Origin of the sequence: Solibacillus sp. FSL W7-1464 (assembly GCF_038004425.1) — a bacterium.
Classification (GTDB): Bacteria; Bacillota; Bacilli; order Bacillales_A; family Planococcaceae; genus Solibacillus.
The window spans coordinates 2,917,569-2,941,325 of record NZ_JBBORC010000001.1; the positions used below are offsets into that span (position 1 = coordinate 2,917,569).

Genomic DNA, 23,757 nt, shown 5'->3' on the forward strand with positions numbered 1-23,757 from the left:
TAAAATGCCCCCAAAAAAACCTTTAGCGGAAGTTCCCTGCTAAAGGTTTCGAGAATGGTTACATTTTTTTCACATGGTTGCTCTACTGCAGCGCGTACTGACGAAAAATAATTAAAGTTTAAACTCTCTTACTAATTTATTGAGTTCTTCTGCTAAATTGGCAAGTTGTTTCGAACTTCCGGCTACTTCCTCCATAATACTGCTTGTTTGTTGAACAGATGCTGCAGTTTGTTCAATGCCAGCCGCCGATTCTTCAGATACCGATGCAACTTCTTCAACAGAACTGTTCATTACTTGTGTACTACCTGAAATCTCGGATAAGTTTTGGCCGATCGTTGTAATACTATTTACCATTTCTTTTACAGCATTACTGATTCCTTCGAAAGTTTCACCTGTTGACTCAATTTGTGTTTTTCCTTGCTCGACTTCTTTATACCCCAGTTTTAGTGAGTCAGACACAAAAAAAGTTTCCTTTTGAATATTGTCTACGATACCCGTAATATCTGTTACAGAATTAGATACTTGCTCAGCCAGCTTTCTTACCTCATCAGCAACTATAGCAAATCCTTTCCCGTGTTCTCCAGCCCTTGCAGCTTCAATTGCCGCATTTAAAGCAAGAAGATTTGTCTGATCGGCTACATCCTTAATGACGGTAACTAGGTTTGATATTTCCTGTGATTGCTTGTCTAATCCTGCAACCTTTTTAACGGACTCATTTACAATGGAATGGATTTTTTCCATCTGTTGAATGGATTTTTTCATTAATTCCGATCCGTCATTGGTCATATTTAATACGACTTTTGAATTCTGCTCTATCCGTAACCCATTCTCATTTGCATCAGTGACTCTTTCGACAAAAGTATTCATTACCGATGCTAATTCACTTGCATGATTAGCCTGTGTTTCTGAACCGGCAGCTAATTGTTGCATAGTAGATGCCACTTGTTCCGATCCCATTCTCACTTCATCGGCAGATTGTGATAGTTCTTCACTTTGACTAGTTAATGACTCTGAAGTTTCGGAAACCTTTTTCATCGAATTTTTAAGATTTTTATGTAATAAATTGATGGCATCCGCCAATCTGCTTATTTCATCTTTTGATTCAACTAGCAGCAGTTCTTTCGTTAAATCACCATTTGCTAGATGTCCCATCTGTTCCGTTACTTTAACGATCGGTTTAGTAATAAGATTTGCATAGAACCAAATGATGATTACCCCTAAAAGAATTGAAATACCCATAACAGCAAGAATAATATTCAACAGCTCTGTAGCAGGTTGATTAAAATCCATCATATAGGTACTCGCAGTTACTACCCAATCCCAGCTTGGATCCACTTTTGAATAGGAAACTTTCTCTTCAATCTGTTCTTTATTATTTGGTAATGCTGAATTATATAAAGTAAACCCACCGCCGTTATTCGCTGTTTCAATCATTTCTTGAGCGAATTTCACGCCATTTTCATCCTCATCTTCCCATGCACTAGCACCCTCTTTAGATGGATGTGCAATACGAGTTCCATCTTGACTATACACAATCATATAGCCATTTTTCCCAAGATCAATTGAAGAATTTATAGGTCGAATCCCATCCCCATTCTTTTCGCCTAAAATAAGCTCCTTCACTTTCTCTTGTGCACTTTCAAGTGAAATATTTCCCTTTTCAACTTCCGAATTATAAGCATCAATTGTTGCAAGTGTAAATTCAACACTGTTTTGCAAATTTGTTTTACCTATCTGCTCTAAGCTAGTAGAGCTTTTCTGGTAACTTGTCACACCAATTACTATCATCGGAACAATCAATAGTAAAATAGAAATTCCGATTAACTTGGATTTAATAGAAAAGAATTTAGATTGTTTTTTCAATTATATACACCCCTTGTATTTATATATTTAAACTTTTATTGGTTACTGCAACTAATTAACCTCCCTAGTTATAGAATTAATTGACTATTACTTGTGACAAAAAGGAGTATAAATTACTTTTCTGTAACTATAAAATATAGATAAAAGTACTAGTTTTACTTCCCGAATGTTATTTTAACCCAATTTTTTACTTAAACCAACATATTTTTACATAATATACTCTCTCAGTTGTTTATTTTCTATTTTAGGCACAAAAAAAGTCTCCATGAATTGTCATGTTTACTAACATAACAACTCAAAGAGACTCTATTCACATTCCATTATTCACATGGTTGCTCTACTGCTGGTCGTGCTGCCGCTTTAAAGCTTGTGCCGCATCCGCATGATGCAAGTGCGTTCGGGTTGTCGATTGTAAAACCGCCGCCCATTAATGATTGTTTAAAATCAATTTTCGTGTCTTGTAAAATACCCGCGTCTTCTTTTGATACGATAATTTGAATCCCGTGTTGGTTATCAACGAAGTCATCTTCATTTATTGTTTGCTCAAATGCCATACCGTATGAAAGACCACTGCAGCCCCCACCTTTTACGGCTACACGCAGACTCGCATTTTCTTCTTCGTTATGAACCATCATTTCTTTGACTTGAAATGAGGCCGCTTCTGTTAAAATGATTACTTGTTTTTCACTTGCCATTCCAGTCACCTTCTTTCTTTTATTTATCATAACAATTGTAAAACCTATCTGACAACAAAACTGCTCTCCCTGATTATATTCCTGCATTCAGTAAAAACATACAAGGATAAAATACCTAAAAATTTCACACAAATTCAGTAAATTACTCACATTTCTTTAGGTTTCCTTGCTATAATGAAGAAACATAAACAAACGAAAGGTATGAACCTTTATGGAAATTTCCCCATTTTACGAAAAGACAGTGAGCTGTATTCATTGCAAGAAAAATTTTTCTACACTTAAAGTTCGTACCAAATCCATAAAAATTGAACATACAGAATCCGACTTCCAACCTGTCTATACTGACAATCATGTGCATGCATTACATTATAATGTATTTGTCTGTCAGCATTGCGGGTTTTCGTTTACTGAAGATTTCAGTAAATATTTTGCTCCAGGTGTAAAAGAACAAATCAATGAAAAAATTTGCAGCCATTGGGTACCGCACAGTTTCAGTAAAGAGCGTTCTGTTTTTGAGGCGATTCAAACATATAAACTTGCCTTGTTCTGCGCAACAATTAAAAAAGAAAAATTCGTTATCACTTCCGGCTTGGCATTGCGCTTGGCATGGTTATATCGATCCCTAAAGAATGACGGACAGGAACAGCGCTTTTTAAAATTGGCCCGTGATCATTATATGGAAAGCTATTCAACGGAAGACTATGCAGATACAACAATGTCCAGTATACGAATTGTATACATGATTGCTGAACTGTCCCGTCGCATCGGGGATTATGAAAATGCAACACGCTTCTTTTCACGTGTAATTGAAAGTCAGCGTGTAGGCGGTGAAGCCAAACTTGTTAATATGGCAAAAGAACAATGGGAATTAGTTCGTGAAGAGCGCGGTAAAATCGCCCAATAAAAGAGAGCTGCCAAGTAAGCGATAACTTTCTTGGCAGCTCTTTCAATTTGAATTAGAAAACTTGTTCCACTTCGACGATACCTGGCACTTCTTCTAAAAGTGCACGTTCGATACCTGCTTTTAGTGTGATTGTAGAACTTGGGCAGCTACCGCATGCGCCTAATAAACGCAATTTAACGATACCTTCTTCAATATCTACCAATTCACAGTCTCCGCCGTCACGTAATAAAAACGGACGTAATTTATCTAAAACTTCTTGTACTTGTGCATATTGTTCTGTTTCTGTCATTTTGCTCGACTCCCTTCATTAAAATCATTATAATGTGAAGGAGCAAAAAAATCCATTATTGAATAACGAAAGGTTGGAATTCCTATGTCACAATCTCATCCAGTTATAGAAGTATTCGGCGCTGACATCATCTGTGCCAGCTGTGTAAATGCACCATCTTCCAAAGATACATACGAATGGCTCCAAGCTGCAATTTCACGAAAATATCCGGAACAGCCGTTTACTATCCGCTATATCGATATTGAAGGTGTAATTGATAATGAACGTGATCAAGATTACGCAAACCGTATTCAAGAAGATGAATTTTTCTACCCTTTGGTTCTTGTCAATGATGAAGTGGTTGGCGAAGGCTATGTGCAGATTAAGCCTGTATTTACAGCGCTCGAATCGGCGGGCTTTGTACCAACTGAAGAGTAAATTATAACATAAACAAAAAATTCAATTTTCTCCTTGAGGAAATTGAATTTTTTTGTTTAAGGTCAAACTGATTTCCTTTGCAGGGAAATTTAATTTTAGTTTTCGTTTTGCTTTTTATAGTACCAAAGCAGACCCGACTTCATAAGGCGTGCAATGCGTCCTGTTACCGTTGTATCAGCCAGATGAACGAAGCCTTGCTTTTTACCAAGGGAGCCCATAAAGCCTTTCATTTTGATTTCTGAAAGCTTTTCTGGTAGCGGCTCGCCTTTCCAGCGCATTTTTAATACTTTAACGATACGTTCACCCTGTTCTTCAGCCAGTTGTGCTGTTGGAGGTAAATGTGAAGAAGCACAGTCTCCTACTACAAATACATTTTCATCTCCAACTACATGATAATGATCCGTAATGATCGGACGATTGAATTTATCTTTTTCAACATCCAGTTCACGAACGATTTTCACAGGCTGTACACCAGCTGTCCATACGATTACGTCAGCCTCAATTACTTCATCATGGTTGTATAAACGGCCTTCTTCCACACGTGTAATATTCGATTCCGCAATTACATCCACGTTGTGTTTAATAAACCAAGACTTAATATACTCACTTAGCTTTTCCGGGAAATCGCGTAAAATACGGTGTGAGCGGTCAAATAATTTAATTTTTAAATCTGAACGGCTTTCACGCAGTTCACTTGCAAGCTCGATTCCTGAAAGACCTGCACCAATAATGGCAACTGTCGAACCTGGAGCCAATCCGCATACTTTTTCGAAAGTTTTACGTGATTTGGCGATTGTTTGAATACTATATGTGAATTCATCGGCACCCGGCACTCCGTGATATTTATCGATACAGCCCAGACCAATAACAAGCTGATCATACGAAAGCTCCTCGCCGTCACCCAAGTAAATTTTTTTATCTTCACGGTCGATGCGTACTACTTCTCCGTACACGCATTTCAAGCGCTCATGTACCGGAAATGCAACACGGACTTCCTTATCTGTTGAAGTACCTGCAGCAAGTGCATAAAATTCTGTTTTCAAACTATGGAATGGTGTACGATCTACCAATGTAATCTCTACATCTGCCGGTAAACTTGGTAATAGACGAAGTAAGATTCGCATATTTCCGTAGCCGCCACCTAATAATACTAACTTTTGCATAGCATATTCCCTCATATCTGTAAGTAATCAATTACGAAGCATTAACGCATCATAATTGTGTTCACAAAGTTTCCATAAGTATTATAACTGTTTGTGATAAGTTTCACAATATATTAAATGATATTTTGTGAATTTATTCACATAAGTTTGTTTTATCCTATTTTTTATTTATTTTGAGGCAATTACAGCAGATTCAAACATGTATTGAAAGATATTAAATCGGAGAAATTGACGTTCGCAGCAAAAAAAAGTAGGATTGCTAATAGTGAGGTGACAACATGTTAAATCCATTAGTCGAATTTTGCATCAGCAACTTAGCAAATGGTGCGCAACAAGCATATGAACAACTGGAGCAGGATCCTGATATTGATGTATTGGAATATGGCTGCTTAAGCTACTGCACGAAATGTGCCGAAAACTTTTATGCCGTTGTTAACGGGGATATCGTTGAGGCAGATACTCCAGAAGAGCTTACGAAGCGCATTTATAAATATATAGAAGAAAATCCGATGTGGTAAACGTCCCACATCGGATTTTTTTTATTTCATAAGTTCCATTAAATCATCTACACAATACGTTGGCAGCTTGGCTTGCTGTTTTACAATTTCAGTAGGAGTAACTCCCGTATTGACATGAATCGTATCACAGCCGAAGTTTATACCACATAAAATATCGGTATCATAATTGTCCCCGACCATGACCATTTCGCTCTTTTCAAAGTGATGCTCTTCAGCAATGATCTGCAGCATGACCGGTGATGGTTTTCCCACGAAGGTCGGTGTAACCCCCGAGACATTTGCTACTAATTGAACAAATGACCCATTCCCGGGAGTAAAAGCCGTTTCATTCGGAAATTTAATATCGCCATTTGTTCCGATGAGCATTGCGCCATTCTGGACATAGTCACATGCTTTTACAAGCTTCTCATATGAGATTTGACGGTCGATGCCCATTACAAGCACATCGCTCTGCTCATCGGTAATCTCTAGCCCTTGCTCGATTAAAGCGGTACGAATGCCCAGTTCCCCGACAACATTCACTTTTTTATTTGTACTCATCTTTGCTACATAGGCTGCCGTTGCAAGCGAGCTTGAATAAATATGATCGAGCGGCGCATCTATGGCAATATCTTGTAAAACCTGCTGCAGTCTTTCACGGGTTTTCGATGAATTATTCGTTAAATAATATGGCTCGATTCCCTCATTCTGCAACCGGTGAACAAATTTCACGGCAGAATCGATCGCTTCACTCCCCCGATAAATTGTCCCGTCCAAATCAAAGCAAAACGCTTTATAAGGGAACATTATGCCTGTTCCTCTGGCAAAAATGCTGAAACAGGTCCTAATTCATTCGTTAAGTAATCGTGAACTTTTGGGGAGAATTGTTTTAGTATATTCAGGTTTGCTGTTAGTACATTTAAAATTTCTTCACTATCTACAGCGATAAATTCACGAACGATCATTTTGCGTAAGCCTACAACCGCTTTTAATGGTGCATCCATCTCTTCTGTAATCACTTTTTCATCAACGAAAATATCGATAATGTCTTCGTAGCTTCCAGGGTCACGCATAATAAAGCCGTCAATCACCAAATTTCCTACATCCATCATCGCTTCCATTACATTATGGCCGATACGTTGTAATGCCAGCTTATGAATATCATCTGCCAACCAGTTTTCAGTCGATTCAAAGATATTCAATAACTCGTCCAAGTGTGCTAAGTTGTTTGTAATTTTATTTCTATCTACGAAGTACATAGATAAAGCCTCCATTCAATCAATAAAAGTTGATAGTGTTTTCCTTTATATAGTACCATATTCTATAGAGATGGAAGGGGTACAAAACAAAATGGAACGATTTTTCTTATATGATGATGTAGAAGATACAAAAACGCGCTTCGTCAGCTTTGCCGGAAAGACACAGCGTTATGATTTAGCTATATTACAAAGCAGTCGCTTCTTCGGAAAAGTACTTGTTCTTGATATCCAGTTCGGGCGTTTTGCCATTATTGGAGCAGATGATGTGGAAGAGCCTGGTTATTTAGAACATGTATACAACCGTACGGAAGAAGATACGGAAGACTTACGTGAATATTTACGTGAACTATTAAGCTAAAAAAAGAGGAGGCGCTATACGACGCCTCCTCTTTTGTACGTTATTCAGCTGATTCAACCGGCTCTTCTGCCTCAGTTTGTTGTGCAACTATTTGTTCTTTTTTTTGTTCTTGTGCACGGCCTGTTTTTTGAAGTATAAAATAGGCGCATCCAAAATTACAATATTCGTACAAATAGTCTTGAATCGTACTAATTTTTGTATCAAACGTGGATTTTTGATTTTTATCATCAAAGAATCCTTTTAAACGTAGTTGACCATAACCCCAGTCCCCTACAATATAATCATATTTCGATAAAATATCTGAGTATCGTGCGATAAATGCATCTTCCTGAAAACCTTCCCGTACATTTTCGATCACTTCATAAGCATACCCATCTGCAATAATCAAACTAGACACCACCTATCTATTTCCATGTTAATGAATATTGAACATGAAAGCAATATTCACAACAAATTTTATAGGTAAATATGGTGAAATCAGCTATAGTCCGTTTTTCGGTAAGTATTATAATACCAGCCTAAATTAAGTAAAACGTCTATTTTCTACAATGTGACACTTGATTGTTTTGCTGCATTCACTTGTTCATCCGCATGGTAACTACTGCGTACTAACGGACCTGCTTCACAATGGCTGAAGCCTTTTTCCATAGCGATTTTACGCAGCTTGCCAAACTCGATTGGAGAGTAATATTTTTTTACCGGTAAATGTTTTTTTGTCGGCTGTAAATATTGGCCGATTGTCATAATATCAACATTGTTTGCACGCAGGTCATCCATTACTTCATAGATTTCCTCCAACGTTTCTCCTAAACCGATCATTAAAGAAGATTTTGTCGGAATATCCGGCTGCATTTCTTTTGCTCTGCGCAAAAATTCCAGTGAACGGTCGTATGTTGCTTTTGCCCGAACACGTGGTGTCAGACTGCGTACTGTTTCGATATTATGGTTTAATATGTCCGGTTTTGCATCCATTAAAATACGTAAACTTTCTTCACGGCCGCTTAAGTCGGATGGTAGTACTTCCACAGAAGTTAACGGGCTTTTACGGCGGATTGCACGTACTGTTTCCGCCAATACTTCCGCGCCTCCGTCTTTCAGGTCATCACGCGCTACCATTGTAATAACAACATGTTTTAAGTTCATTAACGCAACAGAATCTGCTACGCGCTCCGGTTCAGCCAAGTCCAGTTCATTAGGCAAGCCAGTTTTAACTGCACAGAAACGACATGCACGTGTACATACCGAACCTAAAATCATCATTGTTGCTGTACGACGCTCACCCCAGCATTCGTGAATATTCGGGCAGCGAGCTTCCTCACATACCGTATGCAAATTATTGTCTCGCATCAATTTTTTTAATGCTTTGTATTCGTCATTCGTATTCAGCTTAATTTTTAGCCACTCCGGTTTACGCAAGTGTTCTTCCCTCGGATTAGTTGGTTTACAAGATGTCATATCATTTACTCCCCTCACTCAAATGCTACGATGTTCTGATGTCAGAGTATCATATTAACTAATTTCCAACAACCGAGTATTCTTATTATTTGAATTTATCATAATTAAGTTACTATTCATAAGGGATTGGTACTTCGATAGACGGCTGTGCCCCTTCACCTGCACTATAAATATGCGGCACTGTTCCTCGTACTAAACCAATTGCGATCGGAATTTTCTGTTCGACTGCTGCTGACTTGCTGGCAAATGGCACGATAATCTGGACATTTACTCCAATAAGCAAATTCACTTCTACAATTGCATTGTTAATGCCAAACTCACTTACCGTTGATTCAACATCGCTGCTTACATTCCCGATAATATGAAAGCGAATCGGAATTTTCGGCCCTAAATTTCCGATAATCGGAAGGTTTAAAGCCTGCCCTAACGGTACGAAAAATACGATTCCGTCCCCGGCTTCCATTTTACCTACGTCATATTCTACATTTTCCAAATTCGGCAAATGTGATAAATCTCCATTTTCGGCCTGTTCTAAATACTCTTTTACTAATGCTGTTGTTTCTGCTCGCACTTGGTTAATTATTTCCGTATTAAATTTTGTCGTAATCATATCATCAGATTGGGTCGGTAAATCGACGATGACATCATTTACATCAAGCACACTTGATGTTCTGGAATTAATTGCTTTACTTACTACATACGAAGCTACTTTAAATGTTTGGACTTCGGCGTACTGCAAATAGGTTGGCATTAATCTATCGTTAATAACATATATACTAAAACAAACCATACCGACAATACTGACGATAACGATTGTTACGGCATTATGCATTTTACCTTTTTTCCTACCATAGGAATGCCACTTTCTTTTACGAAAACGCAAAAAAAATCCTCCTTCCCATAAAATATGAGAGGGAGGTTTTTTCTATTCAATATTTTCGTCAAAATCTACATCCACTTTTTGAATGTCGACTGTCGGGTAATCACTTAAACATAGTTCATATGTAGCGTCCAGCATTTTTCCGTCTTCCTGGAAAACCCGTATCCAAGGACGTGTCACATCAACAAGATTTTGCTTTGAAACAATTCCTCGTCTTCCATCTGACAGCAGCACAATTGATCCATTTGCATAATGGACAACACTCCGTTTAAATGCCTGCATAACCTTTGCATCAAACTGCATCCCGTTACCTTTATCTATGATTGCAATCGCTTCTGACGGCAACATTTTCTTTCGGTATATCCGATTTGACGTTAATGCATCAAATACGTCTGCAACCGCGATAATTTTTGCAAACGGATGAATTTCGTTGTTAACAAGTCCCCGCGGATATCCGCTTCCATCAATTCGTTCATGATGCTGAAACGCGCAATGTGCTACAAGCAACGACACTGAATGTAAATTGCGTAATAAGTCAAACCCGTAACGGGCATGATTTTTCATCTCTTCGTATTCTTCATCCGTTAAGTTACTCGGCTTTAATAATATATCAGGCGAAATAAGCAGCTTTCCCACATCATGTAAAATAGCCCCAATTCCAATTAATCGTATATCTTCATATGAATAGCCCATTTCTTTAGCAATCGCGATCGAATACAATGCTACTTGGAATGAATGCTGGTAAATATACTTGTCATATAAATAGGCATCTGTCAGCACCATTAATACTTCTTCGCTATTTATGATGGCGTTCATAATATCATCGACAATTAAGCCAATCACTTTGGACTGTTGATCCAGCACAAAGGATGCCTGATCCCGTTTCGCTTTTTTAACATTTTCAAATGATTTTGTCATATTTTTAACGGCTTCCATTCTTTTTAACGGAGCAATTGTTTCTTCTATTTCTATTCCGGCTGAGAGTTTGTCATCAATGTATAAATAATGAATATTCAGCTCTCGCAGCCTATCAATAATCCGGGTTGTTACAACGACATTTTTATGAAGCAGCGGATGACCGGCTTCATTCCATATCGTCCTGCCGACCGCCATACCTTCTTTCAAAACATTTATCGATATTAATCGCATCTATATTAATTTCTCCATTCTTCTATTACGTTCATTATATAATTGGAAAGAGACTTTCGGGAAGTTACTGAAACTTTTTTATGCAATAATTTTTGAAGACGTCCCGAATGAATTCCGGTAGCATATATTGTTTTTTCGCGTATTTAAAGCTTGGGAAAAAATAACCGAATGTAAACAGATCCAGCGTTGCTAAACGATAGATTCGATCAGGTATCATGCGTTCCCCATTAATATATAATTCACGCTGTTTCGTCATCACAATGCCGTAATTCAATATTTTCCCGAAAATAACGCCCCTAAAGCCAAGGCCTTTTAATTCAAGACGCGGCCATTCTTCATTTTCGGATTGAGTGAAAATTTCTTTTAATTCATTGCCTGTTATTTCAACGACACATATATTTATCGGATGCGGAAAAATTTTATGAATATCATATGTAGAAATCAACCCTTTACGCAGCGGTTCGACAAAAATTCCGGCATTGAACATAACACAATCCGCTTCTGTATAATCATACATACACTCTGCAAATAAATCCGATAATTGGGAGCGGTGGAACCATTCTTTGTTGTATGGTTTCGTTAATGTGAAGACCGGTTTTTTCAAAATAGCCTTTGCCTCTTTTTGAAGGCTGTTTACCCATTGCTCTTCATCTTCGACTGTCGGTAAAAGCGCGTTTTCAAATAGCTGATCCGATTTTTCTACTACTTTCCGGGTCTTGTGGTCAAATTCCATCGTCAACTGACCTGTATATTGCCCAAATTTTCCGCCTCCAGTTAGAAGGACATTGTTTTCCATTTGGCCTTTTTCAAATACATGATGTGTGTGCGAACCGAAAATCACATCGATTATCGGACACTCCTGTGCCAGCAGCTCATCTTCTGTAATTCCTAAATGCGATAAACAAACGATTATATCTGCCTGCTCTTTTAGTTTAAATGCCAGTTTCACAAGCTCTGTACGCGGGTTTGTTACATCCCATCCAAGCTCCTTATAGAAAAGATCGAATGGGGCAGTCGCAGCTATTACAGCGATTTTTGTACCGTACTGAGTCGTCAGTATTGTATAAGGCTTCATCCAACGGGGATTTTCTTCTGACTGGGAGTACAGATTGGCGACAACCACCTCGAACTTTGCATCATCATATAACTGATAGAGCAAATTATAGGAGAGCGTTATGCCTTCATTGTTTCCAATTGTCACAACATCATAATCAGCATCATTCAGCATTTTGATATTCCCCTTGCCCAGTGTTGCCTCTGTATATAAATTTGACCGATCCAAATGATCTCCTAAATCGACCAAGAAGCTAGTTTCACCTTTATCGGCCAATATTTGACGTTGTATTCGAATAAACGACTGACTGCGCTTCCAGTACGTAAAATGACTATGCAAATCATTCGTATGGAATATATGAATTATTTCTCGCACTTTTGCATTGCCACCTCGCTTTACGTTATTCTTCAAAAAGACCTAATTGCTTTGGCGCTAAACCATTAAATTCAAGATCAAGAATTTGCTGCATTCGTTTTGCATTTTTTGCTGCATGCCCTCCGGAATTATTATTAAATAATACAAAGACATGTTTTGATTGACTAGCCAAAAATCTTACTTCCTCTGCAAGTTTCTGCAATTCTTCTTCATTATAATCATATAAAAACCGTACTTTGCGCCAGTTTTCCCCATGCCCTATATTCCGCCAGCCATGAACATTACGCCCATGAATACGCACGAGCACCTTCTCACTAGTAGCAATTGGTACAAAAGGAGCGGAGCCGCTGCCTGCCTGCGGTTCATCACACACTGTATGAATCAATTGATGATCTTTTAAAAATTGCAGTGTCTTCTCTTTCATTTGCTGGCTGTACCAAGTTTGGTTTCGAAACTCAATAGCAACAGGATAACCCTGTAATTGCTGCTTTATATAGCGGATATACTGAACATTTTTCCCTTGGCAGTCAAACCAAGGTGGAAACTGAACTAGTACCATTGCAAGCTTACCGTGTTTTTTAAATGTATCGGCACAATTTCGGAATGCGTTGAACATATCATTTTTCGTCTCAAATGGAAGTTCATCGCGTAAATGACCAGTCATGCCCTGATAAGCCTTCACGACAAATTGAAAGCTCTCCGGTGTATCCTTGCACCATTTCTCCACATTTGCCGGTGACGGAATCGCGTAAAAGGATGTATCTAATTCTACGACAGGAAAATGCCCGCTATAATCAAATAATTTATCTTTTGCTGCTGTAACTTCACTATAAACTTCCGGGTGATCTCCCCAACCAGTTAAACCGATTGAAATCATCGTTCTTCACCTCTCTAGCATTGTATAATACCTTACCCGCTTCAATGTTCATTCATTGCAAAACGCTACATTTCCTATCATAATAATAGAAAAAAGGAGGACAAGTTTATGCATATTTTACAATCAACAGAGGAATTTGAGCAATTTAAAAGCAATTCTGCCGTCATTTTCGAATTTACGGCTGACTGGTGCGGAGATTGCCGTTTCATTGATCCGTTTATGCCCGAAGTCGTTGAAAAATTCCCGGAGTATAAATTCGTTAAAGTAGACCGCGATAAGTTTTTGGATTTATGTATTGATTTAGGAATTATCGGCATTCCTAGCTTTTTAGCGTATGAAAACGGCACGGAGCTTGGACGCTTCGTCAGCAAAGACCGTAAAACGCAACAGGAAATTGAAAACTTCATTTCCAATTTAAAATAGAAAAAAGCTTCAAACGCATAAATAGTCGTTTGAAGCTATTTTAATATTATTTAATAATACCTTCATGCTCTTCATTTTTCATAACTTTACCGTTCTTCTTTTCCCCTAAAGCCCAAAAAGTGAGTGCTACCGCAACTACCACTACAGCACCAGGAACCCCTAAAGCTATTGGCCAAAATAAGTTTTCCATTTTTGTCGCTCCTTTATCAATATTCTTCTCATACTATTATTCCATTTAATACAATTATTGTAAACGAATACTCCGTGCTTTCTGAAATCTTTCCAGTAAAGTTGTTAATTTCTTCACGAATTCAACACAATTTTGCTAAATTAACAGATTTGCATTTGAGGTATGGGACGCCCGGCAAATAATTTTAGTCAAATTATTTACCTTTTTAGTCATCTTATTTAGCAATTTAGCCAACGCAACTTCCTATTTAGCCAACTTCGGCATTTTTTAGTCAAAATAAATATTCGGCAATAAAAAAAACCTGTCTCCGATAAAGCGGAGACAGGTGCCTGGATAAAAATTATCCGATTGAACCTTCCATCTCGAACTTGATTAGACGGTTCATTTCTACTGCGTATTCCATTGGTAATTCTTTTGTAAATGGCTCGATGAAGCCCATTACGATCATTTCTGTCGCTTCTTCTTCAGAAACACCACGGCTCATTAAGTAGAATAACTGCTCTTCAGATACTTTTGAAACTTTCGCTTCGTGCTCTAAAGATACGTTATCATTTAAGATTTCGTTGTATGGAATTGTATCAGAAGTAGATTCGTTATCCATGATTAATGTGTCACACTCGATGTTCGAACGTGCACCTTTAGCATTTTTACCGAATTTTACTTGACCAAGATACGTTACTTTACCACCTTGCTTAGCAATCGATTTTGAAACGATTGTTGAAGATGTGTTTGGTGCCAAGTGAATCATTTTCGCACCAGCGTGCTGGTGTTGACCTTTACCAGCAATGGCAATTGATAATGTCATACCACGTGCGCCTTCACCTTTAAGGATACAAGCAGGGTATTTCATTGTTAATTTTGAACCGATGTTTCCGTCGATCCATTCCATTGTACCGTTTTCTTCAACTACTGTACGTTTTGTAACAAGGTTATATACGTTGTTCGCCCAGTTTTGAATCGTTGTGTAACGGCAGTAAGCGTTCTTTTTAACGATGATTTCTACTACAGCCGAGTGTAGAGAGTTTGTTGTGTAAACTGGTGCTGTACAACCTTCTACGTAGTGTACAGATGCATCTTCGTCTACGATGATTAGCGTACGTTCGAATTGACCCATGTTTTCAGAGTTAATACGGAAGTATGCTTGTAATGGTGTGTCTAATTTAACGCCTTTAGGCATATAAATAAATGAACCACCAGACCAAACTGCAGAGTTTAATGCTGCGAATTTGTTATCTGTATAAGGGATTACTGTACCCCAGTGTTTTTTGAAGATTTCTTCGTTTTCTTTTAATGCTGAGTCAGTATCTTTAAAGATAATCCCCAAATCTGTAAGGTCTTGTTTCATGTTGTGGTAAACTACTTCAGATTCATACTGAGCAGATACACCTGCAAGATATTTTTGTTCAGCTTCCGGGATACCTAATTTATCGAATGTTGCTTTGATTTCTTCAGGTACTTCATCCCAAGAACGTTCTGTTGCTTCAGATGGTTTTACGTAGTACGTGATTTCATCGAAGTTTAATGACGCTAGGTCACCGCCCCATTGAGGCATTGGCATTTCATAGAATTTTTCAAGAGCTTTTAAGCGGTAGTCAAGCATCCACTGAGGCTCATCCTTCATACTTGAGATTTCACGAACGATATCTTCTGTAAGTCCACGTTCAGAACGGAAAATTGATACGTCCTTATCATGGAAGCCATACTTGTAATCGCCGATTTCAGGCATTTTTTTAGCCATGTTGTCTCCTCCGTTCATTATCTTAAAGTGTTCAAGCGCTCGTTCAGCTGTGAGGGGTCAAAACGCCACGTCCTGTGGCATGGACCCCAATGACTCACATCGTGTGAGCCTCAGACGTTGGACAGTCCTGACAAGTGTGCTCGCACACACAGGAAGGAATCGAAACGTCTGAACAGCTAGCGCCTTGACCTGGATAAATAGAGAAGTGCTAAAATGTGCATAAACACACTTCAGCCTTACTGCTATTTATTTCTTTTCGTTGTTTACGCCTTTTTCCATCGCTTTCCAAGCTAATGTAGCGCATTTAATACGTGCCGGGAATTTTGCTACACCTTGCAGTGCTTCTACATCCCCAAGATCGTACTTTTCATCATCAAAATCTTCGCCCAGCATCATTTTTGAAAAAATATCAGCCAGTTCCAAAGCTTCGTCCAATTTTTTGCCTTTAACGATTTGCGTCATCATTGATGCTGAAGACATGGAGATTGAACAGCCTTCTCCATCGAACTTCGCATCTTCCACGACACCATCGTTCAGCTTCAGTGTTAAATGGATACGGTCACCGCATGTAGGGTTATTCATATCGATCGTCACACTGTTTTCTTCAAGTGCCCCTTTGTTACGAGGGTTTTTATAGTGGTCCATAATTACGGAACGATAAAGTTGATCTAAATTATTAAAAGACATCGCCAAAATACTCCTTCGCTGAGCGCAATCCTGCAACTAAACGATCCACATCTTCTTCATCATTGTACATGTAGAAGCTTGCTCGAGCAGTTGCTGTTACTTGAAGCCATTTCATTAAAGGTTGGGCGCAATGATGTCCCGCACGAACAGCGATTCCACTCATATCCAATACTGTCGCAACATCATGTGGATGTACGTCATCAAGATTAAATGTAACGAGTCCGCATCGTTTCATCGGGTCACGTGGACCGAAAATCTGAAGACCGTCAATCGTTTCCAATTGATCCATTGCATAACCCGCCAACTTATGTTCGTGGGCTGCAATATTGTCCAAACCGATTTCCTCTAAAAAGTCGATTGCTGCACCTAAGCCAATTGCACTTGCAATGATTGGCGTACCACCCTCGAATTTCCACGGTAACTCTTTCCATGTTGATTCATGTAAGCCTACAAAATCAATCATTTCTCCGCCAAACTCTACTGGTTCCATTTCTTCAAGAAGCGCCTTTTTACCATATAGTACCCCAATTCCAGTTGGCGCACACATTTTATGTCCTGAAAACGCTGCGAAGTCAACATCCAAATCTTGAATATCGATCTTCATATGCGGTGCTGCCTGCGCTAAATCCGCAACAACTACCGCGCCATTTTCATGGGCAATCTGTGCAACTTCTTTAATTGGGTTGATCGTACCTAATACGTTAGAAACATACATCATAGAAACAATTTTTGTTTGAGGCGTAATTGTTTCACGTACTTTTTCCAACGAAATTGTACCGTCTGCTTCAAGGTCGATATATTTTAATACCGCCCCTTTTTCTTTTGCAAGCTGTTGCCATGGAATAATGTTTGAATGGTGTTCCATGTACGTAATGACAATTTCATCACCTTCTTGTACATTTTGACGACCATAGCCTGAAGCAACCGTATTAAGTGCTGTTGTTGTACCACGAGTAAAAATTACTTCCTGTGTTGAACTGGCATTAATGAATTTACGAACTTTTTCACGTGCACCTTCATAGGAATCCGTTGCACGGTTACCAAGTGTATGGACACCTCGGTGAACGTTTGAGTTATCTAAATTATAGTAATTTGAGATTGCTTCAATTACTTGAATTGGCTTTTGAGATGTAGCCGCACTATCCAAATAAACTAAAGGATGTCCATTGACTTCCTGATTTAATATTGGAAAATAACTTTTAATATCGTTAGGTATCATTATCGAACTTTCCTTTCGATAACCTCCGTCAGCTGCTTTTTAACGCCTTCGATCGGCAATTTAGCAACAACTGGCGCAAGGAATCCGTGAATTACAAGGCGCTCTGCTTCTGCTTTAGAAATACCACGACTCATTAAGTAGTACAGTTGAGTTGGGTCAACACGTCCAACAGATGCCGCGTGTCCTGCTGTTACATCATCTTCATCAATTAACAGAATCGGGTTAGCGTCACCGCGTGCACCTTCTGAAAGCATCAGTACGCGAGACTCCTGTTCTGCATTTGCTTTTGTACCACCATGCATAATATGACCGATTCCGTTAAAGATTGACTGTGCAGAATCTTTCATTACACCGTGTTTTAAAATTTGACCGTCGGAATTTTTACCCCATTGACGGATTAATGTTGTGAAGTTAAGTTTTTGATCTCCGCTACCTACAGTTACCATTTTGAAATCTGAAGTAGAGTTATCTCCAATTAAGTTTGTAGTATTTTCATAAATTGTATCTGAGTTTGTCATTAAACCTAATGCCCAGTCAATTTTTGCATCGCGCTCAGCATGTCCACGGCGGTTTACATAAGCAGTATAGCCATGTGCCAAGTTGTCTACTGCACCGAATGTTACTTGTGCATTATCTTTCGCGACTACTTCTGTTACAACGTTTACTTGACCATGTGCTTCATCGAATGTAGAAATATAAGTTTCAACATAAGTAACAGCCGAAGATTCTTCTGCCACTACTAACACGTGGTTAAATAATGAAGCTTCTGCATCGTCATTTAAAAATACAACTTGTAGAGGTGCTTCGATTACAACGTTGCGTGGCACGTATACGAAAATACCACCGTTTACTAGTGCTGCATGGTAAGCAGTTAATTTATGCTCGTCCACTTTTACAGCTGTCGTCATAAAGTATTTTTCTACTAAATCTTTATGATCGCGAACTGCTGTTTGAATATCCGTGAAAATTACACCTTTGCTTTTCAGTTCTTCTGAAACTTTAATGAACGCTGGTGTATTGTTGCGTTGGATATACAGGTTTTCTTGTGTTTCAATATCAACTACTGATTTCACCTCTACAGGCAGTTCTTCCAATGAATTGAATGGAGCGCTTTCCACTGTATGGTTCGGGAAATCAATGAAGTTCCACTTTTTAATGTTCGTTCTGTCTGGTTTTGGTAAGTCAAGCGCAGCAGCTTTTTCCATTGCGCTCACACGGAAATCAGCAAATGTTGCTGGTTCAGCATGTTTTTGCGAGAACGAGCGTACTTCTTCTGCTGATAACGCTAATTTTGTTTCAACCGTCATCTTCGTCGTCCTCCTTAATTATGCTTCTGTTACTTCTTCAGTATCTTCAATGCCTAATTCAGCTTTAATCCACTCATAACCTTCTGCTTCCAGGCGTTGTGCTAATTCAGCACCACCTGATTTTACAACTTTACCTTGCATCATTACGTGAACATGGTCAGGTGTGATGTAGTTTAATAAACGTTGGTAGTGAGTGATCATTAAGCAGCCGAAACCTTCGCCGCGCATTTCGTTAATACCTTTTGAAACTACTTTTAATGCATCGATATCTAAACCAGAGTCGATTTCATCTAAAATACCGAATGTTGGTTTGATCATCATCATTTGTAGAATTTCGTTACGTTTTTTCTCACCGCCAGAGAAACCTTCGTTTAAGTAACGTTGAGACATTTCTTCAGGCATTTCAAGGAATTCCATTGTTTTATCTAATTCACGGATGAATTTCATTAATGAGATTTCTTGTCCTTCTTCACGACGAGCATTAATTGCTGAACGTAAGAAGTCCGCGTTTGTTACACCAGGAATTTCTGATGGATATTGCATAGCAAGGAATAAACCTGCTTGTGCACGCTCATCTACTTCCATTTCTAATACGTTTTCACCATCAAGGTAGATTTCGCCTGATGTTACTTCATATTTTGGGTGACCCATAATTGCAGAAGCTAATGTCGATTTACCAGTACCGTTAGGACCCATGATCGCATGTACTTCGTTTGTATTGATAGTTAGATTTACACCTTTTAAAATCTCTTTTCCGTCGATTGCAACGTGAAGATCTTTAATTTCTAATGTTGACATTAAATTACCTCCAAATATTCATTTGCATACTTTCTGTACGCCAAATTAAGTTCATTACCAATCTTACCCGAAATGAATGTTGGTTGCAAATAGTTTAGAATGATTTTAATTAAAAAATGTCTATCATTCTTGTAAAACACTTTACTGCAGTTTATTTCTACTATTTAAATAGTGATAATTTAGCTTTTAATTTTTTCAATAGGAATCTGTTAATTGAGAATTAATTTCACTTCAAAATTAGGTGCTTGTATACCAACTAATCCGAAGGGAGTAATATTTTGCATGGAAAAGGAGTGGGACTAGGAAGATTTCTGTTAAACAGACGAAGGGTAGGATGATATAAAAAGCAAAAATCGTGATTTTAGTAATTCAATTGGGTAAGGGACAGGGCAGGGTTTGGAGTAGTGCCGTATATATTTCACTTAAATACAGACATTAGCTAAAGTATATTTTTAGACGTATTAGAAGTGTGATATCTATACAAGTACTTATACTCTATAGTAATCAAGGTTATAATACATACCTTTTATCAAAAAAGAAAAAGGATTTCGCATAGCGTGACTTGTAAAGACACGTAAGCAGAAAATCCTCAATCAAAACATGCATTTTCTTTATAGATCGCCTTTTTTTATTTGTTTACCAGGCGCTATTGATAAATCTTTATTTGGTCCAGCTTTCATTATAAAACTATTCACATAGGATGGATAATCCATTTCGTTTTGGCGAGCTATACGAATGACTTTGTCTAAATCTACCCCTGTAGAAATCCCCATTTCTTCAAATCCGTGGACAAGATCCTCTGTTGAAATATTTCCTGCTGCAAGAGGCAAATACGGACAGCCGCCAATCCCTCCGATTGAACTATCAAAATCACGAATACCTACTTCATAGCCAGCTACTGCATTTGCAAATGCCATTCCCCGTGTATTGTGTAAGTGTAATGAAAACTTAAAATGCGGAAACTCTTCTTTTAATTTAGAAATGACTTCTTTCACTAAATAGGGATTCCCCATACCCGTTGTATCTGCTAATGAAATATCGTTGATACCAATTCGGTTGTATTCTTCACAAATTTTTAGGTGGCGCTCTATTGGTACAGGTCCTTCGTAAGCACAGCCAAATGATACAGCAATTGAACCGCCGACTTTTATATTATTTTCAAGTGCCTTTTCAAATATTGCTTCAAAATCTCGCATGGCATCAAATGTTTTTGCATTAGCATTATGGAGACTATGGGAATCTGTAGCTGAAAGCATGAGCTTCACCTTGTCGACCCCCACATCAATTGCTCGATTTAAGCCACGCAAGTTAGGAATAAGAGCACGATAAACAATATTCTTATTCCTTTTTATTTCACGAAAGACGTCCTGTGCATCTTTTAATTGCGGAACTGCTGTAGGATGTACAAAAGAGCTGACTTCAATTTCTGCAAAACCACAGTCTGCCAGTTGATTTAAATAGTGAATTTTATCAGCTGTAGGGATATCCTGTTTTATAATCTGAAAACCGTCACGAGGACTTACTTCAGCAATATTTATCTTTTCATACATTATAAAAGCCCTCCTACACAATATTTTTATCTTTTAAATTCTTAATTTCCATGTCACTTAAACCAACAAGGTCTTTTAAAATTTCATCAGTGTGCTCACTTAAATCGGGACCGACATTACGAATAGTACCTGGCGTTTCTGAAAATTTCGGAACAATTCCCGGCATTTTTATCGAACCCAATCTTGGGTGATCGATTTCTACTATATTTTCTCTACTTTTAAATTGTGGATTTTCAAAGATGTCTTTTATACTATTAATTGGACTGATTGGTACACCGAATTCATCTAAAAGGGCTTGTAATTCATCTCGGTCCCACTTTTTCACAAAATCTGCTACAATGCCATTCGTTAAATTAAAGTTTTCCAATCGCACTTTATTAGTATAAAATTTCTCATCGCTTAACATATCTTCTCTATTCATTGCCTTCGCTAAGCGTTCAAACGTTCGGTCAGAACTTGTTACTAATACAATCCAGTGCCCGTCCTTTGTTTGAAATGTACCTGCTGGACTTGAATGACCGGACAAACCAGGTGAACGCTCTTTTATAATGTCATTTTGATCATAATCTGCTACTAAAAATTCCATCATTCGGAATACCGATTCATATAATCCCATATCAATCATCTGCCCATTACCGTCCTTTGCATCACGATAATAAAGAGCGGCTGTAGTGGCAAAGGCTACATAAACACCAGTAATATAATCAACTAATGAAAAAGATGGACTGATCGGTGGACGGTCTGTATATCCATGTAAGTATGTGAATCCACTAAAAGCTGTCGCGGGTGTGCCAAATCCTGCTTTTTCAGCATATGGACCGGTTTGGCCATAGCCACTTACACGCATTAATATAATTTCAGGGTTCGCTTCCTTCAATACATCGTAACCAATACCCCATTTTTCTAATGTACCGGGTCTAAAGTTTTCAATAACTACATCTGACTGAGCCACTAATTTTTTTAAAATCACTTGACCTTCTGATGTATGTAAATCCAATGTCAGGGATTTTTTGTTTCTTGCTAAAGCAGGCCATCTCAATGGCTCTGATTCTTTAAAGGGTCCCATACTACGTAATGAGTCTCCACGATTTGGCATTTCAACTTTAATAACATCAGCGCCAAAGTCTCCTAAAAGAGTTGCACCAAATGGAGCAGCTATCATTGTTGATAAATCTAAAATTCTAATTCCTGTCAGTGGTCCGAAACCCATCTAAAGTCACTCCCTTAAACCTTTATTTACTATGTCTATTATTCTTCCTAAATTAGTTTCTGTTTCTAAATTTTTTATAAACTGAACAATTTCATCTTGCGCCTCGTCAGTCAAAATAAGCTTTGTATTACCTTTAAACTTTTCTTCTAGTGCTTTGAAATCAGTTTTTTTATCTGGTCCACCTAATGCATAATCCTGACGATGCTCAAAAATCTCACCTGATTTCAACTGGATTTCTACTTTCGCCGGCATTACGTCCGGGTAGTTTATATCCATATCCTGATCATGATAAACAGTGATTCGGTTAGCCAATTGGTTAATGGCTACATTCTCAATATACTTTTTTTGGAATAATCCATGGTCTGTACGTTTTGTATTTGCCCAAGCTGCCAGCGCAAATGGAATGCTGAATTTTGAAGATAATGAATTTTCTGGATTTTTACGATGTAAAGTAGCAGCTCTTTCATATGTGAATACTTTTACTGTTTCTATATTTTCAATGTCAATTTCATGTTGCAAAATTAAATTCTGAAATACTTCAAGTGGTACATGAACATATCGACAAAAGGCATGGAATTTAAAATACCCTTTTTTAATGGCCTCAACTTCATTTTTATAGGGAAGTGTCGTATCAAAACTATCCCCTAAAATACGTCCGAAAATCACTTCAGCATTTTTGTTCGGTGCCTTGAAATTCGATTTTGTTAATTGCCAAGCTCTGATTCCACCTATAATACTTTCAGCAATATACACATTTCGTACTTGTGCCCCTTCTAATGCGGCTGTCCATTGGGTTGGTGTTGCAAAGGTTGCAGCGATATCCAATAATCTAGCAAGCGTATCCTCATCTGCATTATGAATAATTGCCAATGCAGTCGCTGACCCTAACACTCCCCAGGTACCATGTGCATGTAAAAAGCTTTTTAAATTCGTAATTTTCCCGAAATGCGTTGTAGCTTCGTAGCTCTGAACAAAATCATAGATAAATTGTTCGCCAGTATAGGAGGAATTTTGAGAAGCGTGTAATAAAAAAACAGGAAAGATATGAACAGAAGGATGCCCTTTACTCCATTGATTTCCTTCATCTAACTCAACTGCTACAGAGGCAGTTCCCATCACAAATGCGGCATCCATCAAAGATAAAGTCGCATGATTACCAGGGATTTTTTGCCCTCCTGTTTCAAAGGTTTGTAGGGTTTGAACTAATAATTTTTGTTCTTCCTCATTCATGCCAATGATTAAAGCGCTTAAAGTATCTAAAAATGTCATTTTTACGACATCGATTAATTCTTTTTCAATTTTTAGTGGCGTGTTAATAATGTGATTAGCAATAGCATACATATTGTTCCTCCTGCACATAATTTGCCATTTACTGCTGCTTCAGAATGAAACAGCAGATT

General features: G+C 38.1%; 25 protein-coding genes and 1 pseudogene. 5 read left to right on the forward strand and 21 right to left on the reverse strand.

The features are described 5' to 3' along the window. Nucleotides 1–111: 111 nt before the first annotated feature. Both MKZ25_RS14540 and MKZ25_RS14545 read right to left on the reverse strand, forming a co-directional pair. Nucleotides 112–1,863, reverse strand: coding sequence for a methyl-accepting chemotaxis protein (locus tag MKZ25_RS14540; protein WP_340802127.1), 1,752 nt, complete (start codon nt 1,861–1,863; stop codon nt 112–114). A gap of 320 nt (nt 1,864–2,183) precedes the next feature. After that, on the reverse strand, nt 2,184–2,558 hold the full coding sequence (locus MKZ25_RS14545; protein ID WP_340802128.1) for a HesB/IscA family protein: 375 nt from the start codon (nt 2,556–2,558) through the stop codon (nt 2,184–2,186). 211 nt (nt 2,559–2,769) lie between these two features. Between MKZ25_RS14545 and MKZ25_RS14550 the strand changes: the two genes are divergently transcribed. After that, a complete protein-coding gene (locus MKZ25_RS14550; RefSeq protein ID WP_340802129.1) occupies nt 2,770–3,462 on the forward strand; it encodes a DUF2225 domain-containing protein in 693 nt (230 codons plus the stop codon). A gap of 52 nt (nt 3,463–3,514) precedes the next feature. On the opposite strand, the pseudogene MKZ25_RS14555 reads toward MKZ25_RS14550, so the two are convergent. Next, nucleotides 3,515–3,807, reverse strand: a pseudogene (locus MKZ25_RS14555) (NifU family protein). Between the two features lie 28 nt (nt 3,808–3,835). On the opposite strand from MKZ25_RS14555, the gene MKZ25_RS14560 reads away from it, so the two are divergent. Continuing rightward, nucleotides 3,836–4,168 carry a YuzD family protein gene (locus MKZ25_RS14560; RefSeq protein WP_008409039.1) on the forward strand — a complete coding sequence of 111 codons (333 nt, stop codon included), beginning with the start codon at nt 3,836–3,838 and terminating at the stop codon, nt 4,166–4,168. A gap of 95 nt (nt 4,169–4,263) precedes the next feature. Here the strand turns inward: MKZ25_RS14560 and MKZ25_RS14565 are convergent, their stop codons facing one another. Continuing rightward, nucleotides 4,264–5,331, reverse strand: coding sequence for an NAD(P)/FAD-dependent oxidoreductase (locus MKZ25_RS14565; protein ID WP_340802131.1), 1,068 nt, complete (start codon nt 5,329–5,331; stop codon nt 4,264–4,266). A gap of 278 nt (nt 5,332–5,609) precedes the next feature. Here MKZ25_RS14565 and MKZ25_RS14570 point away from each other — a divergent pair, with 278 nt between their 5' ends. Further along, nucleotides 5,610–5,849 carry a YuzB family protein gene (locus tag MKZ25_RS14570; protein ID WP_340802132.1) on the forward strand — a complete coding sequence of 80 codons (240 nt, stop codon included), beginning with the start codon at nt 5,610–5,612 and terminating at the stop codon, nt 5,847–5,849. 21 nt (nt 5,850–5,870) lie between these two features. Here the strand turns inward: MKZ25_RS14570 and MKZ25_RS14575 are convergent, their stop codons facing one another. Together MKZ25_RS14575 and MKZ25_RS14580 are read right to left on the reverse strand one after the other, a co-directional pair. Continuing rightward, nucleotides 5,871–6,635 carry a TIGR01457 family HAD-type hydrolase gene (locus MKZ25_RS14575; protein WP_340802133.1) on the reverse strand — a complete coding sequence of 255 codons (765 nt, stop codon included), beginning with the start codon at nt 6,633–6,635 and terminating at the stop codon, nt 5,871–5,873. Next, the gene (locus MKZ25_RS14580) at nt 6,635–7,087 is read right to left on the reverse strand and encodes a DUF86 domain-containing protein (protein WP_340802134.1); all 453 of its coding nucleotides are present in this window, start codon (nt 7,085–7,087) and stop codon (nt 6,635–6,637) included. The genes MKZ25_RS14575 and MKZ25_RS14580 overlap by 1 nt, the downstream gene beginning before the upstream one ends. A gap of 91 nt (nt 7,088–7,178) precedes the next feature. Here MKZ25_RS14580 and MKZ25_RS14585 point away from each other — a divergent pair, with 91 nt between their 5' ends. Beyond that, nucleotides 7,179–7,445 carry a DUF3055 domain-containing protein gene (locus MKZ25_RS14585; protein WP_340802135.1) on the forward strand — a complete coding sequence of 89 codons (267 nt, stop codon included), beginning with the start codon at nt 7,179–7,181 and terminating at the stop codon, nt 7,443–7,445. Nucleotides 7,446–7,485: 40 nt separating this feature from the next. Here MKZ25_RS14585 and MKZ25_RS14590 read toward each other — a convergent pair whose 3' ends face one another. The 6 genes from MKZ25_RS14590 to MKZ25_RS14615 form a co-directional block, all read right to left on the reverse strand. Then, complete coding sequence (locus MKZ25_RS14590; protein WP_340732945.1) at nt 7,486–7,833, reverse strand: YutD family protein; 348 nt, start codon at nt 7,831–7,833, stop codon at nt 7,486–7,488. Nucleotides 7,834–7,988: 155 nt separating this feature from the next. Further along, nucleotides 7,989–8,900, reverse strand: a complete 912-nt coding sequence (gene lipA, locus MKZ25_RS14595) for a lipoyl synthase (RefSeq protein WP_340732946.1) — start codon at nt 8,898–8,900, stop codon at nt 7,989–7,991. A 112-nt stretch (nt 8,901–9,012) separates the two neighbouring features. Next, nucleotides 9,013–9,783, reverse strand: coding sequence for a sporulation protein YunB (gene yunB / locus MKZ25_RS14600; protein ID WP_340802136.1), 771 nt, complete (start codon nt 9,781–9,783; stop codon nt 9,013–9,015). Nucleotides 9,784–9,825: 42 nt separating this feature from the next. Further along, a complete protein-coding gene (locus tag MKZ25_RS14605; protein ID WP_340802138.1) occupies nt 9,826–10,929 on the reverse strand; it encodes an HD-GYP domain-containing protein in 1,104 nt (367 codons plus the stop codon). Nucleotides 10,930–10,993: 64 nt separating this feature from the next. Beyond that, on the reverse strand, nt 10,994–12,358 hold the full coding sequence (locus MKZ25_RS14610; RefSeq protein WP_340802139.1) for a bifunctional metallophosphatase/5'-nucleotidase: 1,365 nt from the start codon (nt 12,356–12,358) through the stop codon (nt 10,994–10,996). A 25-nt stretch (nt 12,359–12,383) separates the two neighbouring features. After that, a complete protein-coding gene (locus MKZ25_RS14615) occupies nt 12,384–13,235 on the reverse strand; it encodes a DUF72 domain-containing protein (RefSeq protein ID WP_340802140.1) in 852 nt (283 codons plus the stop codon). 69 nt (nt 13,236–13,304) lie between these two features. On the opposite strand from MKZ25_RS14615, the gene MKZ25_RS14620 reads away from it, so the two are divergent. After that, entirely contained in the window at nt 13,305–13,658 is a 354-nt protein-coding gene (locus MKZ25_RS14620; protein WP_445326883.1) for a thioredoxin family protein, read from the forward strand. A 46-nt stretch (nt 13,659–13,704) separates the two neighbouring features. Here the strand turns inward: MKZ25_RS14620 and MKZ25_RS14625 are convergent, their stop codons facing one another. The 9 genes from MKZ25_RS14625 to MKZ25_RS14665 all read right to left on the reverse strand — a co-directional run bounded on the left by MKZ25_RS14625 (nt 13,705) and on the right by MKZ25_RS14665 (nt 23,698). Continuing rightward, entirely contained in the window at nt 13,705–13,848 is a 144-nt protein-coding gene (locus MKZ25_RS14625) for a hypothetical protein (RefSeq protein ID WP_340802142.1), read from the reverse strand. A 340-nt stretch (nt 13,849–14,188) separates the two neighbouring features. Next, entirely contained in the window at nt 14,189–15,586 is a 1,398-nt protein-coding gene (sufB, locus tag MKZ25_RS14630) for a Fe-S cluster assembly protein SufB (RefSeq protein WP_340802143.1), read from the reverse strand. Nucleotides 15,587–15,832: 246 nt separating this feature from the next. Next, nucleotides 15,833–16,273, reverse strand: coding sequence for a Fe-S cluster assembly sulfur transfer protein SufU (sufU, locus tag MKZ25_RS14635; protein ID WP_008408670.1), 441 nt, complete (start codon nt 16,271–16,273; stop codon nt 15,833–15,835). Beyond that, nucleotides 16,263–17,492 carry a cysteine desulfurase gene (locus MKZ25_RS14640; RefSeq protein WP_340802144.1) on the reverse strand — a complete coding sequence of 410 codons (1,230 nt, stop codon included), beginning with the start codon at nt 17,490–17,492 and terminating at the stop codon, nt 16,263–16,265. The genes sufU and MKZ25_RS14640 overlap by 11 nt, the downstream gene beginning before the upstream one ends. Further along, nucleotides 17,492–18,799 (reverse strand): Fe-S cluster assembly protein SufD, encoded by a 1,308-nt coding sequence (sufD, locus tag MKZ25_RS14645; RefSeq protein ID WP_340802145.1) that lies wholly within the window; start codon nt 18,797–18,799, stop codon nt 17,492–17,494. Before sufD ends, MKZ25_RS14640 begins: the two co-directional genes overlap by 1 nt. Before the next feature lie 18 nt (nt 18,800–18,817). Next, nucleotides 18,818–19,597: a Fe-S cluster assembly ATPase SufC gene (gene sufC, locus MKZ25_RS14650; RefSeq protein WP_251690089.1), complete on the reverse strand. Its 780-nt coding sequence runs from the start codon at nt 19,595–19,597 to the stop codon at nt 18,818–18,820. A 611-nt stretch (nt 19,598–20,208) separates the two neighbouring features. Then, complete coding sequence (locus MKZ25_RS14655; protein ID WP_340802146.1) at nt 20,209–21,147, reverse strand: hydroxymethylglutaryl-CoA lyase; 939 nt, start codon at nt 21,145–21,147, stop codon at nt 20,209–20,211. Nucleotides 21,148–21,160: 13 nt separating this feature from the next. Then, nucleotides 21,161–22,357 (reverse strand): CaiB/BaiF CoA transferase family protein, encoded by a 1,197-nt coding sequence (locus MKZ25_RS14660; RefSeq protein WP_340802147.1) that lies wholly within the window; start codon nt 22,355–22,357, stop codon nt 21,161–21,163. A 6-nt stretch (nt 22,358–22,363) separates the two neighbouring features. Then, nucleotides 22,364–23,698, reverse strand: coding sequence for an MmgE/PrpD family protein (locus tag MKZ25_RS14665; protein ID WP_340802148.1), 1,335 nt, complete (start codon nt 23,696–23,698; stop codon nt 22,364–22,366). Nucleotides 23,699–23,757 lie beyond the last annotated feature (59 nt).